At 41.2% G+C, this 14,084-nt stretch carries 14 protein-coding genes; 11 read left to right on the forward strand and 3 right to left on the reverse strand.

The features are described from left to right. Positions 1–35: 35 nt before the first annotated feature. Entirely contained in the window at positions 36–416 is a 381-nt protein-coding gene (locus CSV73_RS14350) for a carboxymuconolactone decarboxylase family protein (protein WP_199093153.1), read from the reverse strand. A gap of 212 nt (positions 417–628) precedes the next feature. Between CSV73_RS14350 and CSV73_RS14355 the strand changes: the two genes are divergently transcribed. After that, positions 629–946 carry a YflT domain-containing protein gene (locus CSV73_RS14355; protein ID WP_085131234.1) on the forward strand — a complete coding sequence of 106 codons (318 nt, stop codon included), beginning with the start codon at positions 629–631 and terminating at the stop codon, positions 944–946. Between the two features lie 98 nt (positions 947–1,044). Here the strand turns inward: CSV73_RS14355 and CSV73_RS14360 are convergent, their stop codons facing one another. After that, on the reverse strand, positions 1,045–1,851 hold the full coding sequence (locus CSV73_RS14360; protein WP_099627929.1) for a S1C family serine protease: 807 nt from the start codon (positions 1,849–1,851) through the stop codon (positions 1,045–1,047). Positions 1,852–2,205: 354 nt separating this feature from the next. Between CSV73_RS14360 and ezrA the strand changes: the two genes are divergently transcribed. From ezrA to mbcS, 5 genes are all read left to right on the forward strand, one after another. Further along, positions 2,206–3,897 carry a septation ring formation regulator EzrA gene (gene ezrA / locus CSV73_RS14365; protein WP_085131232.1) on the forward strand — a complete coding sequence of 564 codons (1,692 nt, stop codon included), beginning with the start codon at positions 2,206–2,208 and terminating at the stop codon, positions 3,895–3,897. A gap of 74 nt (positions 3,898–3,971) precedes the next feature. Continuing rightward, positions 3,972–5,105, forward strand: a complete 1,134-nt coding sequence (locus CSV73_RS14370) for a cysteine desulfurase family protein (protein ID WP_099627930.1) — start codon at positions 3,972–3,974, stop codon at positions 5,103–5,105. Next, positions 5,102–6,304: a tRNA uracil 4-sulfurtransferase ThiI gene (thiI, locus tag CSV73_RS14375; RefSeq protein WP_099627931.1), complete on the forward strand. Its 1,203-nt coding sequence runs from the start codon at positions 5,102–5,104 to the stop codon at positions 6,302–6,304. The genes CSV73_RS14370 and thiI overlap by 4 nt, the downstream gene beginning before the upstream one ends. A 77-nt stretch (positions 6,305–6,381) precedes the next feature. After that, positions 6,382–6,591, forward strand: a complete 210-nt coding sequence (locus CSV73_RS14380; protein ID WP_085131229.1) for an alpha/beta-type small acid-soluble spore protein — start codon at positions 6,382–6,384, stop codon at positions 6,589–6,591. A 330-nt stretch (positions 6,592–6,921) separates the two neighbouring features. Next, entirely contained in the window at positions 6,922–8,499 is a 1,578-nt protein-coding gene (gene mbcS, locus CSV73_RS14385) for an acyl-CoA synthetase MbcS (RefSeq protein ID WP_099627932.1), read from the forward strand. Positions 8,500–8,574: 75 nt separating this feature from the next. Here the strand turns inward: mbcS and CSV73_RS14390 are convergent, their stop codons facing one another. Next, entirely contained in the window at positions 8,575–9,375 is an 801-nt protein-coding gene (locus tag CSV73_RS14390; RefSeq protein ID WP_099627933.1) for an NAD kinase, read from the reverse strand. A gap of 104 nt (positions 9,376–9,479) precedes the next feature. Here CSV73_RS14390 and sppA point away from each other — a divergent pair, with 104 nt between their 5' ends. From sppA to CSV73_RS14415, 5 genes are all read left to right on the forward strand, one after another. Beyond that, positions 9,480–10,484: a signal peptide peptidase SppA gene (sppA, locus tag CSV73_RS14395; protein ID WP_085131226.1), complete on the forward strand. Its 1,005-nt coding sequence runs from the start codon at positions 9,480–9,482 to the stop codon at positions 10,482–10,484. Positions 10,485–10,501: 17 nt separating this feature from the next. Beyond that, on the forward strand, positions 10,502–11,047 hold the full coding sequence (locus tag CSV73_RS14400) for an RDD family protein (RefSeq protein WP_233202910.1): 546 nt from the start codon (positions 10,502–10,504) through the stop codon (positions 11,045–11,047). A 28-nt stretch (positions 11,048–11,075) separates the two neighbouring features. Beyond that, entirely contained in the window at positions 11,076–11,579 is a 504-nt protein-coding gene (tpx, locus tag CSV73_RS14405; RefSeq protein ID WP_099627935.1) for a thiol peroxidase, read from the forward strand. 51 nt (positions 11,580–11,630) lie between these two features. Next, positions 11,631–12,545 (forward strand): class I SAM-dependent methyltransferase, encoded by a 915-nt coding sequence (locus CSV73_RS14410; RefSeq protein WP_099627940.1) that lies wholly within the window; start codon positions 11,631–11,633, stop codon positions 12,543–12,545. Between the two features lie 149 nt (positions 12,546–12,694). Beyond that, entirely contained in the window at positions 12,695–13,921 is a 1,227-nt protein-coding gene (locus tag CSV73_RS14415; RefSeq protein WP_099627936.1) for an acetate kinase, read from the forward strand. Positions 13,922–14,084: the final 163 nt, after the last annotated feature.

Here is a 14,084-nt window from a genome sequence, read left to right on the forward strand (position 1 = left end):
CCGGCCAAGACAAATCTCTTGGCCGGCTTTCATTGTCATTTTTCTTGCTCGAGTACTTCTTTAGCTGCCGTCAACGCCGTTTGTACACGTGGAAATCCAACGTATGGAATGAGTTGCATCATGCTCTCCACGATTTCCGTTTTAGTTAAACCGATCGTTACTGCACGCTGTACATGCGTTTTTATTTGTGTAGTCGCTCCTTGAGTAACAAGTGAAGCGAGAGTCACCAATTGTCTTTGTTTACTGTCGAGCCCTGGTCGCGAATAAATTTCACCATACGCGAACTCGACTATGTATTTCCGTAAATCGGGTGCCAACTCTTTTAATGCATCCGCTGTCATCATGCGTTCGGCTTCTTCTTCACTTACATACTCTTTAATTTTCTCTAAACCTGCTTCAATACGTTGTGTGGACAATGAAATACCCCCCTGTTTTCGCTTTAATATAAAGAAAGTATAGCATATTCCGACTATTATTTTATTTCTAGTCTAGAAATTATGTAATATCTATCAGTTTAAAACAAGACAATGGTTCGAAGGTCGTGAAATTCAGCATTATTGTTTAAGGATCGCTAAGAATAGGTATAGATGAATAGAGCAGAAAACAAATATAACGGAGGTAATGATAAATGGATAAGTTTTTCCTAGAGAACGCAGTACAAGCTAAAAAGAAGATTGAAGAATTGGTAACACAAGGCTACACGCATGACGAAATTTATGTTTTCGCACATAGTGAAGATCGTGAAGACAAAATTTCAGACGCATTGGATTCAGAACAAGTAGGTATGGCAGAGATGGGCTTCCTCGAAACAATGAAGAACATGTTCACATCTCGTGGCGATACGTTACGCGCACAGATGCAAGCGATTGGCCTTTCAAAAGCAGAAGCCGAAGAAGGCGAAAGCGAACTAGACAAAGGTAGACTATTACTAGTCGCTAAAAAATAAGACGGTAAATAAACCGGTCAAAGGAATCAATTCCTTTGACCGGTTTTGTTTTTGTATACATAAAGAGTAAAAAGTGTAACTCCCGAGCCGTTTTTCTGTCACGTACTTTTGTCATTAGCTATTGCCTTGTAATAAGCATCTACAGGAATGAATAACCCTACTTTACCATGCGTTTCCTCATCTAATGTAGCAAACACAATGCCGATTACTTTGCCTTCTTCATTAATAACAGGACTTCCGCTATTTCCTCTATAGACAGGCGCTTGAATCATCACGACAGGTATATCCCAATCAGCCAGCTGTGTGTAGTCGATCGTATGACCTTTATTCGCTATTCCTGAAAAACTCAAAGGATTTCCGATAAACGTAATCGGCTCATGATCATAAAAAGTCGTTTCTTTTGCTAAAGTTAAGTGGGGAAGATTCGTTCCGTTCACTTCAAGTACCGCAAGATCGATGTCTGGAAACACGTGTGTGACATCTGCGGTAAATCGTTCGCCTTCAGGGAAAGAGACGATCATCGATTCATTTCCTTCAACTACATGATAATTCGTTAGAATGGTACCTTGTTCATTAATGGAAAAACCTGTACCTTTCGTATTTTCTGTAGCTACGACAACTACCGCTTCTTTATACTCTGCTATTTGTGGATCTGAAGATAACTCTGACGATGCTTTTAAAAACTCCAATGCTGGAATGGAGTATATCTGAAAAACAATGGCGAACGTACTGAGTGCTAAAGTAGTGGCCATGATCCAAAACATCCACTTAGGGAAAGGACGATAGGTGCGACGGACATTTTTTTCAGCTGCTGCTTTCTCTAACGCTTCCCGTTGCGCTTCGAGTACGAGATCTTGCAGCTCATCGTCGTCCAAGTCTTCTTGATACGGATCTTTGCTATCCACTATGCCCACCTCTTTCTCGTACATAGTTTATCAGATAATGAATGCAAATGAAGCGAACGGAGTTTGAGTGATGAGAAGGCATTGACAAGACTTGGATAACCGGAAAGTATAGTGACTTAAATGAAGATGGCCTGTTATCCATTGTATAATTGAATAGTTCGCAAAATTTGTAAGAAAAGAACATGGAAATACGAAAATTCTTCTTGAAATTTCCTAGGATGTGATAAAAAGTTCGTTGTTTTTTAAAAAAGATGTGAATAGAAGACGAAAATGCTTTAAACATGTTACGATATACTATAATATCTAAAGTAGTCACTTTATGCGCGAAGTGTGGGATAGGGGGATCATAGTGAGATGATATACGTCATCATTCCATTAGTTATCATCATTGTTTTAACAGTGATGGCATTTCTGTCTAGGCGAAAGCATATACAAGAAATCAGTGAAATGGAACAAGAAAAATTACAAATTCAAAACGAGCCAATATTCGAAGAAATGACGAAAGTAAAGCAGTTGAACATGACCGGCGAAACAGAAGAAATGTTCGAGAGATGGCGCAATAATTGGACAGAAGTAGTAGACGATCGCCTTCATAATGTAGATATGCTTTTACTGGATGCTGAAGGGCAAGTGGATCGTTTCCGTTTTAAGAAAGCAACGGAAACAGAAAAACAGATCCGCGAAATCCTGAACGAATGTGAAAAAGAGATGCGAATGATCTTGCAGGAACTAAACGAACTGATCGGCAGTGAAGAAAGAAATCGGTTCGAAATAGAAACGGTAAAAGAACACCACCGTGCCGCGCGCAAAAAGATCTTAGCTCATCAGTACGCATTTGGACCGGCAGTGGAGCCTTTGGAGAAAGAGTGGGAATCCTTCAATCCAAGATTTGAAGAATACGACGCACTGATCGACAATGGAAATTACTTACAAGCGCGTGAAATTGTTATTGTACTAGGAGCAAAAGAAGAGCGCTTTTCGTTTTTACTGGACGAGATTCCTGCGTTACTTAATGAGTTGCAGACGAAAATACCTGCGGCTTTGCGAGAATTGCGTAAAGGAATTATCGAAATGGAAGGTCAGGAGTATTATTTAGGACACCTGAAAATGCCTTCACGTTTCGATAAAATCGAACAGCAAATTGCGGATCTTCGACAGTTATTAGCACGCTTGGACGTTGAAGAAGTGGCAGCGGAAGTGAATGAAATTCATGACGAAATCGAGTCATTCTATGATGTATTGGAAGAGGAAGTAAGTTCCCGTCATTACGTAGATGAGCATTTGGATGAAATGTTGGATCTGTTTGAAGAACTTCAATATGCGATTCCAGATACGATCGAAGAAGTGAAATTCGTTCAACAAAGTTACCGTCTCGACGAAAATGAAGTCATTATTCCACAAATGGCATTGCAAAAGTTGAACGCATTGGCGAAACGAATTGAAATATTCATCGAACGTCAAGATGCGAAAAACTTGGCGTACTCAGCTCAACAAATTGAGTTGCAAGAGCTAGTGGAAGAGTTGGATGCCATCTCTGATGCACATTCCAAGTTCAGTAACCGTATTAAGAACTTGCGAATCGACGAAAATCTAGTGCGTTCGCGCATTGTGACGCTTGCACAGCAACTTCAAATTGCGGATCGTAATTTACACCGTGCCAATATCCCGGGAATTCCCGATGATATGGAAGTGCAGCTTGAAGAAGCGGATGAGCAAATATTCATTGTGAAACAAGGTTTGGAAGAAGTGCCACTTAATATGGCGTTGGTTGAATCATATGTTCAAAAAGCAGATACAGTGGTCACTGATGTTTGTGCGAAAGCTGCAGATTTGATTGAAAATGCATTGCTTGTAGAACGAATCATCCAATACGGTAACCGTTACCGTGCGTCCCATCCGGAAGTTCACGCTAAATTGTTGAAAGCTGAAGAGTCCTTCATGCAATGTCGCTACTTGAGAGCATTGGAAGAAGCAGGTACTGCGGTGGAAGAAGTGGAACCAGGCGCCTTGAAAAAAATTCAAAGTATGATTCAAGTTAAAGTATAATTATATCCCGACAAAGCCACCGGTTTTCCGGTGGCTTTGTTTCGCTCATTCATATAGAAAGGAGACGAAAATTTATGTATTTTGATCATAGCGCCACAACGAAGCCAGATGAAAGAGTTCTTCGCACCTTTGTGGATGCTTCCGAATCGTATTTTGCCAATCCTGCATCGCTACATGCGGAAGGGAAACGGACAGAAAAATTATTAGAACGTGCGCGAACTCAATTGCTTGAAACGATCGGACTTGGATTGACAGATGGAGTTTTCACTTCAGGTGGAACAGAATCCAATAATCTTGCCATACTAGGTTATGTGTACGCGAACCAGCATAAAGGTCGTCATCTTCTCACGACACGTATAGAACATCCTTCTGTATTAAATGTTTTCCGGGAACTGGAAAAACAGAACTTCATTGTGGATTATTTAGCTGTAGATGAAGAAGGAAGAATTTCATTGGACGAACTCCAAGCGAAGTTGCAAAAAGATACGATTTTAGTTAGTATCATGCATGTTAACAATGAAATAGGTACGATTCAGCCGATTGAGGAATGTGCGAAAATCATCCATTCTTCTTCACGGGCCGTGTTTCATTCCGATTGTGTACAAAGCTTTGGGAAACTATCGCTTACTGATTTTGCAGATGGTCCTGATCTTGTTTCATTATCGGCCCATAAAATATATGGAATAAAGAATAGTGGATTTTTAGCGTATCGTCACACAATACGACTGCAACCAATAGTCTTTGGTGGTGGGCAAGAACATAAATTGCGCAGTGGAACTGTATCGGTACCGCATGCGGCGGCACTTGCGAAAGCGGCGCGTTTACTTGTAGAAGAAGTAGATATGGAGCAATTCCGACAGTGGCGGAATGAACTGGTTGAGTTTTTCACGGAACTAGATGAATGCAAAGTATTGGCACCAAACGCGAGTGCGCCCTATATACTATCCGTTGCATTTGCACGAATAACGGGGGAGATTGCGATTAATTTCTTACAGCAGCAGGGAATGATCGTCTCGACTTCAAGTGCTTGTTCATCAAAGAATTCAGATGTAAGTCATGTCATTGAAGCGATTCATATACCTCAAGAGTTTCAAAAAGGCGTCATTAGAATTAGCTTAGGTAAACATCAAACAAATGAAGAAATTGAACAATTGAAAGTAGCGGTTCGTCAATTAGTCGAGCTGATTAGAAAAGGAGTGGGGAAATGAACTGGAATACCATTTTAATTCGCTATGGTGAAATGTCGCTTAAAGGGAAGAATAAGAGCAAATTTATACGTAAACTAAAAGCGAATATAAAAGCTGCTTTGTCCGATTTGGGAACGGTTACGATGCGTGCAGAACGTGATCGGATGTTCATTTATGCAGAAAAACCGGAAGAACTGGATCGTGCAGTGGAAATATTGCCGTCGATTTTCGGCATTCAATCATTCAGTCCCATTGTAATTTGCGAACCTACATTGGAAGTGATTAAAGAAACATCATTAAAAGTTCTGGGGAAAACAGAAACGGCTGGCAAGACATTTAAAGTAGATGTCAAACGTGCAGACAAACGTTTCCCGCTCAATACAGGAGAATTGCAACAGGAATTAGGCGGTCATGTATTAAGAACGTTCCCTGATTTGATCGTTCAAATGAAGAAACCTGAAATTTTATTGTATGTAGAGATCCAGCATGAAGCGGCTTATATCTCTTCCCACACATATAAAGGCGCAGGTCGCATGCCCGTTGGCTCCAATGGTCACTCATTGCTGTTATTGTCGGGAGGAATCGACAGTCCAGTGGCAGGCTATATGATGATGAAACGTGGTGTGTCATTTGATGCGATTCACTTTGCTAGTCCGCCGTTCACGAGCGATTTAGCGAAAGAAAAAGTGGAAGACATCGTCAGACAACTAACAAAATTCGGTGCAGTCATTCGTTTGCACGTTATTCCGTTTACGGAGTTGCAACAAGCGATTGTCAAACAAGTCCCAAGCAATTTGTCGATGACGACTACAAGACGAATGATGATGAAAGTAGCTGAACAAGTGCGAAAGGATACGAATTCACTTGGTCTGATCACAGGTGACAGCCTAGGGCAAGTAGCGAGCCAGACGCTCGAGAGTTTGACGGCTATTAACGAAGTCACAAATACGCCCATCTTGCGTCCGCTCATCGCAATGGATAAATTAGAAATCATCCAGATTGCTGAAAAAATTGGCACATACGATATTTCCATCCGTCCATATGATGATTGCTGTACCGTATTTACGCCGCCGAGCAATAAAACGAAGCCGCAAGTTGAAAAAGTGGCGTATTACGAAAGCTTCCAGGAGTTTGATGACATGGTTGCAGAAGTCGCCAGCCAGCGTGTAACGACGATTCCGAGCAAGCAAACAGAAGAAGACTTCGAAGACTTGTTGTAAAGAAAAAATTACCTATCATCTTCCTTGCATGATATTTTGAAAAGTGACCATTCTAATGTCACAAGGAGGTGAACGACATGCCAAACAGCAACAACAACAACTCAAACCAATTGTTAGTTCCGGGAGCACAACAAGCTCTTAACCAAATGAAAGAAGAAATTGCTTCTGAATTTGGAGTACAACTTGGACCAGATGCTTCATCGCGTGCCAACGGATCCGTCGGCGGAGAAATTACAAAGCGATTAGTGCGTCAGGCTCAGTCACAAATGAACGGTTATACGAAGTAAATCGTAAGACGCGAGATGCCTCAGAAGCCATAGTGCTTCTTGGGGCATCTTTTTTGGATTGATTTTAAGTGTAAGGGGTGAGTTCAAGTGCTAAATGGAATAGGGTAGATAAGGCAATGGTTGGTACGATGGGATTGAAGCGTCCCCTCCGAAGCACAAATCCCCTCGCGTTTCCCCGTTCAGCCTATCCTTTTCTTTCATTTCTTCACCAAGTTAAAAAACCTCATAGTATACATATCCAAACAGTATACTGTGAAAAAGTATATAATGTTTTGAAATTTCGCTATTCTATTTGTATACTTGTAGTAGTACATAATAGGGGGAATGGAAATGAACCGAGAAGAACTACTTGCGCCCGCACGCTATAATATTGTTTCTGAATTCGAAAAATATGCAACAAGTGATGGCAGAAGAGCACTAATTTATGTAGATGAGCAAAATCAAGTACAACAAGTAACGTATGATGAACTCATCCAAGCGGCTAACCGTACAGCGAACGTGCTGACATCGAGTGGCTTGAAAAAAGGTGATGTAGTGCTGGTCATGGTGCCACGCATGATTGAAGCGTATGTGACATACATTGGCGCACTAAAGGCAGGACTTGTTGTGATCCCTAGTTCTGAAATGTTACGTTCCTCCGAAATTGAATATCGAATTGAACACAGTAACGCCAAAGCGATTATTGCATTTGATGCGTTTACCGATCAACTTGAACACGTGGAAAATTTAGATAAAGTGACCGTCTATATTATCGGTGAAGCAAAAGAAGGGGAAATCTCCCTGACCGCACAAGAAAAGAATGCTTCGTCAGAGTTTACGGCTTGTGATACCTCTAGCGACGATATGGCGTTTCTATCGTATACATCTGGTACGACAGGCAAGCCCAAAGGTGTAGTACATACACATGGCTGGGGATATGCACATTTGCGGACGACTGCACCGAACTGGTTAGGTATTGAAGAGCATGATATAGTGTGGGCTACAGCAGCACCAGGATGGCAGAAGTGGATTTGGACACCGTTCTTATCTGTTCTAGGAAGCGGTGCGGTTGGTTTAGTCTATAGTGGTAAATTTAATGTAGAAAAATATTTACAGCTATTGGATGAGTACCAAGTCAATGTTCTTTGTTGTACACCGACTGAATACCGATTTATAGCAAAAGCTGAAAATTTACATACGTTTTCACTAGCCTCTTTGAAAAGTGCTGTCTCAGCGGGAGAGCCGTTAAATCGTAGTATCATTGATATTTTCAAAAAACAGTTTTCGCTTTCTGTTCGTGATGGATATGGACAAACAGAGAACACATTGCTTGTCGGTACGATGATTGGAATGGAAGCGCGTCCGGGATCAATGGGCAAACCTACACCGGGGAATATTGTGGAAATCATTAATGATGAAGGTAAACCGGCGGATGTGGGTGTAGTGGGTGATATTGCTGTTCATAAATCCACGCCTGCACTTTTTCAAGAATATTTGAATGATCCTGAACGTACGAAGATGCAATTTAGAGGGGATTATTATATTACTGGAGACCGTGCGAAAAAAGATGAAGAGGGCTATTTCTGGTTTGAAGGCCGAGGCGATGATATCATTGTGAGCTCGGGGTATACGATTGGACCGTTCGAAGTGGAAGATGCGTTGACCAAGCACCCTGCAGTTCGTGAGTGCGCGGTAGTCGCAAGTCCTGATCCTGAACGCGGAAATGTTGTAAAGGCATTTGTCGTCTTACGTGATAATACATTGGAATCAACTGAAAAACTCGTAAAAGAGTTACAAGATCATGTCAAAGAACTGACGGCACCTTATAAATATCCTCGTAAGATTGAGTTTTTAGAAGAGTTGCCAAAAACATCTTCAGGAAAAATTATGCGTATTGAGTTGCGCAAAAAAGAGCAAAATCAAAAATGATGTAGTCGGTAAGCTATAAAAAGGACTGTCAAGAGTCGTTTTATTCTGACATTTGACAGTCCTTTTTGCTTTACTTCAGAAGAACGTACGTTGGACTTTCTCGAAGAATGAGTTATTTGGAAGTTTTGCGGTACGAATGACTTTCTTGCTTAGTTGTGCTTCTACTTTTTCTACTTGTTTGATACCGAGTGCTTCGTTATCTGTTGCAATAGACGGGAATTCATTGCCTTCTTGCTGGATATTGAGTGTCAGCTGTCGTTCATTGCTTAAAATGAACGACGTGCCGAGTGTGCGGTAGCGATTATTATTAACCGATGCAAGTTCTGTCACTTGGAAAGAAGGGAGTCGCGGATCAATCACAGCGCCTTTAACGGATTTATTATACGCTGTACTACCTGTTGGTGTGGAAATGATTATGCCGTCGCCAAGAAATGTTTCGAACAATAAATCATCGATGTAAATATCCATGACAAATGTGCGGATAATGGTAGAACGTATGCTGAATTCATTCAGGCATAAGAACGGATTCTGCTGATTAATCGACACTTCTAGGAGAGGATAACGGCGCTCTTCTATCGTTGCTTGTCGTAGTGTGTGTACTAGAGAACTACTATCATCGAATTGGAAATCACAATATACGCCGTGTGCTCCTTTTACGGATACTCCGAGATAAAGAACGTCCTGAAGGAAATCGGTTTTACGAACGGCTTGTAGGAAGGTGCCGTCACTGCCGATACTGATAACTACATTGGCTTTGGCATGATCTTCTGTTAGGTTGAAGCCTTCTTTTTTAAGGCGTTGAGCAATAACATGTTTTTTATGGACGGTGTCTTCGTCCAAACGACTGAAGAGAAAAATAGTATGTAGAGAAATCATTTGAATCATCTCCTTTTTCAGTTAATAGAATAAGTGTAGCATGAATGAAACATTTGGACGATTGGGAACGTATAAGTAGATGTGGACAAAGGAGGAAATATAGTATGAATGCAAAAAGATGGATTGCTGTAGCAGTAGCCGCCACATTGATCATTGTGTCGGTTGGTATTAATGCGATGTCATGGGTCTTCACGAGAGACTGGAACAGTTTCGTCAACGAAATCAATTTGATGGAGACTCAAGTACAAGAGACAGTGGTAGAAGAAGGAAGTATCAATGAGCGAATTGCGGTATTGACAGTGGATGGTGTCATACAAGATGTTGGTGAAGCGACCCTCTTTAGTGGAGCGGAATACAATCATCGGCAATTCATGACGCAGTTGAATGAAGTAGCAAGTGATGACACGGTGAAAGGAATTGTCCTTTCTGTTAATTCACCAGGTGGCGGTGTGTTGGAGTCATCGGATATTTATGATGCGATTACAGAAATTCAAGAATCGAAAGAAATTCCGGTCTACGTCGCGATGGGTGGCATGGCGGCTTCAGGAGGCTATTATATTTCAGCTCCTGCAGATAAAATTTATGTTCATCCTGAAACATTGACTGGTTCAATCGGTGTGATCATGCAATCGATTAACTACGGAAAGTTGGCAGAAAAATACGGCGTGGAATTCCCGACGATCAAGTCAGGTCCATATAAAGACATGATGAGTCCGACTCGAGAGATGAAACCTGAAGAACGTGCAATGCTTCAGGAAATGATTGACGATTCGTATAAGCGTTTCGTTGATATTATTGTAGACGGACGCGGTATGTCAGAAGCGGCTGTCCGTAAAGTCGCGGATGGACGTGTCATGAATGGTCGTCAAGCGATCGAAGCGGGACTTGCGGATGATTATGGTAAGCTACCAGCTGTTATTTCTGCTATGAAAGAAGATTATCACTTGGAAAAAGCAGAAGTATTCGAATATGGAATGCCTACTAATTTGAAAGCAATTCTTTCCATGAAAGCCCATAATGTATTTAATGGAGATGTCGAATCACAAATTATGAAAAAATTACTGACTGAAAATACAGCACCACGCATGATGTATTTATACGGTGAATAAGAAGGAGGGAAACGATAATGACGAATGAACTGCTGGATACGCAACCAACCGTGCGACTTGAACAGACGCTCGTGCCAAAATATGCAGGCTTCTGGATCAGGCTGTGGGCATTTTTAATCGACATGCTGGTCATTTCCGCAATTAGCGGCATCTTTGTCAAGCCGGTGTTCCGCGTACTTGATATGGCGATCACCAAGCCCTCTGCCTTTTTATTCAGTCCGTATAAAGTGACAGCACTTGTCTTGCTATTGTTGTATTTTATCTTGATGACGAAAATAGCAGGGCAAACCGTTGGGAAAATGATTATGGGAATTCGTGTGGTGAAATCAAATGGAGAGAAATTAAGTTGGAGCTCCGTTATTTTTAGAGAAGGATTCGGTCGTTTCATTTCACAAATGCTGTGGATTCTGTATTTGCTTGTCTTGTTCTTACCTCAAAAGAAAGCTCTTCATGACGTCTTTGCCGACACGGTGGTGGTTCATGAACGAACATTCGAAAGAAAAGAAGTCCAGAAAATCATTCATCCTGAACACCATCAGTTGCATGAAGACCCTACGGTTTAGTACACTAGATTAAAAGGAGTGGTTAGTTATGGTACAAGTTACATTCAAAGATAATCCGATTCATCTGTTAGGTTCAGAAGTGAAAGTTGGAGATCAAGCACCGAGCTTCACAGTGCTTGCGAATGATTTGAATCCTGTTACACTTGACGATTCTAAAGGTAAAGTACGTTTGATCAGTGTAGTGCCTTCTGTTGATACAGGTGTATGTTCCATCCAGACTAAGCGTTTCAACGATGAAGCCACATCACTCGGTGACGATGTCGAAGTCATGACGATTTCTTGTGATCTTCCGTTTGCACAAGGGCGTTGGAAAGAAAACGCGAAAGTGGAAAATTTACACTTATACTCTGATCATCGCGATCTTTCATTTGGTACAGCATTCGGTACAGCGATTGAGGAATTACGATTATTGACGCGTTCGATCTTCGTTGTCGATCGTGATGACAAAGTCACATATGTTGAGTATGTAAGTGAAGCGACTGACCACCCGGACTATGATGCAGCGATTAAAGCAGTAAAAGAATTGAATTAATTTAAAAACCCACCTGAACAAGAGGTGGGTTTCTTCTTGGAGGAATTTCAAATGAACAATATGGAAAAAGTTTTTAACTATTACGACAATCATGCGACCGCTACAGAAGGTTTGTATTTGGATGCTGTGTTGGAAGCGAGTGAAAAATGGCTAGATCAACCATCGGCAGTCGACTTACAAGATCCCGATAAAGAAGAGATTCGTAAAGGTATTCAGCTAGCCTTATTAAAAGGATTGAAGCAGTCTACACAAGCGCATCACCAAATGACGCCAGATACGATTGGCTTTTTGATGGGGTATCTAGTTAATAAATTATTGGATTCAGCACAACCCGTCACATTACTCGATCCTGCAGCAGGAACGGGGAATCTTTTGTTCACAGTATTGAATCAATACAAAGGTTCCGCTTCTGCCAGTGCAGTTGAAATCGATGATGTGTTGATTCAAATCGCTGTAGCGTCAGCCAATTTATTGGAGCTACCGGTATCATTTTATCTACAAGACGCGCTTCGTCCGTTACCTATTGATGTAGTCGATGCAGTCGTAAGTGATTTACCAGTAGGTTATTATCCTGACGATGAAGTGGCTATGGATTATGAACTCATGGCACCGGAAGGTCATGCGTTTTCTCATTATTTATATATTGAGCAATCTATGCGTTATGTGAAGCCGGGTGGTTACGGATTATTTATCGTCCCTTCCAAGTTGTTAACTGCTGAAGGAGCAGAACCCATTTTGAAATTTGTCAAAGAACATAAATTATTGAGAGGTTTGCTTGAACTGCCGTCGTCATTATTTGCAGATCAACGCTTTGCTAAAAGTATTTTATTGTTACAACAACCACCGAATGAGAAATTTGTCATGCCGGACGTGTTGTTAGCGAAAATACCTGAACTCGGGAATACAACCGCTATGCAACAGTTCTTCAATAAATTAAGTGCGTGGATGCAAGAAGAGGTAAAGTGACGAATAGTCACTCTACCTTTTTTTATTTTCAGAATATATTCGTAGAAAGATAGCGCGCATCTCATGAATTCAATTGCTTTTGGAATAGGTAGATACTATAATAAATTCAAACGTTCTACGACGTAATTATTTTATAGGGGTGGATATTTGTGCCGAAGATTTTGTCGATCAATGCGGGGAGTTCTTCTTTGAAGTTTCAATTGATTGAAATGACGAACGAAGAAGAAATTACGAAGGGGTTATTCGAACGAATTGGAATGGAAAACTCTGTTTTTACAATGGCGACTGACGATAAGAAAATCGAGAAAGTAGTAGATATTACTAATCACTCGTTTGCTGTTGAAATGCTTTTGGAACATTTACTCAGTGAGGGAGTCGTTTCATCTTATGACGAGATTGACGGAATCGGTCACCGTGTAGTTCATGGGGGAGAACTATATAGTGATTCAGTATTAATTACTGACGATGTAGTTGAGAAACTGGAAGAGATTTCAAGTTTTGCGCCTTTGCATAATCCAGCAAATATCGTAGGCATTAAAGCTTTTGAAAAAGCGTTACCAAATACACCATCTGTGGCAATCTTCGACACAGCATTCCATCAGACAATGCCTGAAAAAGCATTTTTGTATGCGTTGCCATATGAATACTATGAAAAGTACGGAATTCGTAAATATGGTTTCCATGGGACGAGCCATAAATACGTAACGGAGCGTGCTGCAAAGATCTTGAATAGACCTCTTGAAGATACACGTCTCATCTCTTGTCACTTAGGTAACGGCGCGAGTATCGCGGCTGTTAAAGGTGGTAAATCAGTAGACACATCCATGGGCTTTACTCCGTTAGCAGGAGTAATTATGGGTACGCGTTCAGGTAATATTGATCCGGCTCTCATTCCATATATGATGGAACGTACGAACGAGTCAGCTGAAGAAGTGGTAAACACATTAAATAAAAAATCAGGACTACTTGGAATCAGTGGATTTTCAAGTGACTTGCGTGATATTACGGAAGCTGCAGAACAAGGCAACCACCGCGCGCAATTGGCTTTGGATGTCTTCACAGACCGGATCCACCAGCACATCGGTCAATACGCGGCTGGAATGGGTGGAGTGGATGCGATCATCTTCACAGCAGGAATTGGTGAGAACAGTGCAATCGTTCGTGAAAAAGTAATGAACGGATTGGAATTCATGGGTGTCTACTTTGATCCAAGCCTAAACAACATTCGCGGCGAAGAAGCATACATCAGCTTCCCGCACTCACCCGTCAAAGTACTGATCATCCCAACAAACGAAGAAATCATGCTAGCTCGCGACACAGTGCGCATCGCTGGAATTCAAGTACCACAAGAAGCAGAAAAAGTAGCAGTTGAATAAATAAAACAAAGTCCCGACCGTCAGAACCTTAAAATGTACCCTATAAGATAGACACTTTGAAAAAAGTCTATCCTATAGGGTACTTTTGTTTATAATGAATAAAAAGATGTGGGAGCGGATGAATGTGACTGAACGATTGTTTACCTTAAAAGAACAAGCACGC

It is taken from the genome of Sporosarcina sp. P1 (genome assembly GCF_002743155.1).
Lineage (GTDB): Bacteria > Bacillota > Bacilli > Bacillales_A > Planococcaceae > Sporosarcina > Sporosarcina ureae_B.

Bases quoted from the DNA above. Each gene is read 5' to 3' on its own strand.
- sppA (WP_085131226.1), top strand. From the start codon at position 9,480: ATGAATGCAAAAAGATGGATTGCTGTAGCAGTAGCCGCCACATTGATC.
- CSV73_RS14380 (WP_085131229.1), top strand. From the start codon at position 6,382: ATGCCAAACAGCAACAACAACAACTCAAACCAATTGTTAGTTCCGGGA.
- CSV73_RS14390 (WP_099627933.1), bottom strand. From the start codon at position 9,375: ATGATTTCTCTACATACTATTTTTCTCTTCAGTCGTTTGGACGAAGAC.
- CSV73_RS14400 (WP_233202910.1), top strand. From the start codon at position 10,502: ATGACGAATGAACTGCTGGATACGCAACCAACCGTGCGACTTGAACAG.
- ezrA (WP_085131232.1), top strand. From the start codon at position 2,206: ATGATATACGTCATCATTCCATTAGTTATCATCATTGTTTTAACAGTG.
- mbcS (WP_099627932.1), top strand. From the start codon at position 6,922: ATGAACCGAGAAGAACTACTTGCGCCCGCACGCTATAATATTGTTTCT.
- tpx (WP_099627935.1), top strand. From the start codon at position 11,076: ATGGTACAAGTTACATTCAAAGATAATCCGATTCATCTGTTAGGTTCA.
- CSV73_RS14410 (WP_099627940.1), top strand. From the start codon at position 11,631: ATGAACAATATGGAAAAAGTTTTTAACTATTACGACAATCATGCGACC.
- thiI (WP_099627931.1), top strand. From the start codon at position 5,102: ATGAACTGGAATACCATTTTAATTCGCTATGGTGAAATGTCGCTTAAA.
- CSV73_RS14370 (WP_099627930.1), top strand. From the start codon at position 3,972: ATGTATTTTGATCATAGCGCCACAACGAAGCCAGATGAAAGAGTTCTT.
- CSV73_RS14355 (WP_085131234.1), top strand. From the start codon at position 629: ATGGATAAGTTTTTCCTAGAGAACGCAGTACAAGCTAAAAAGAAGATT.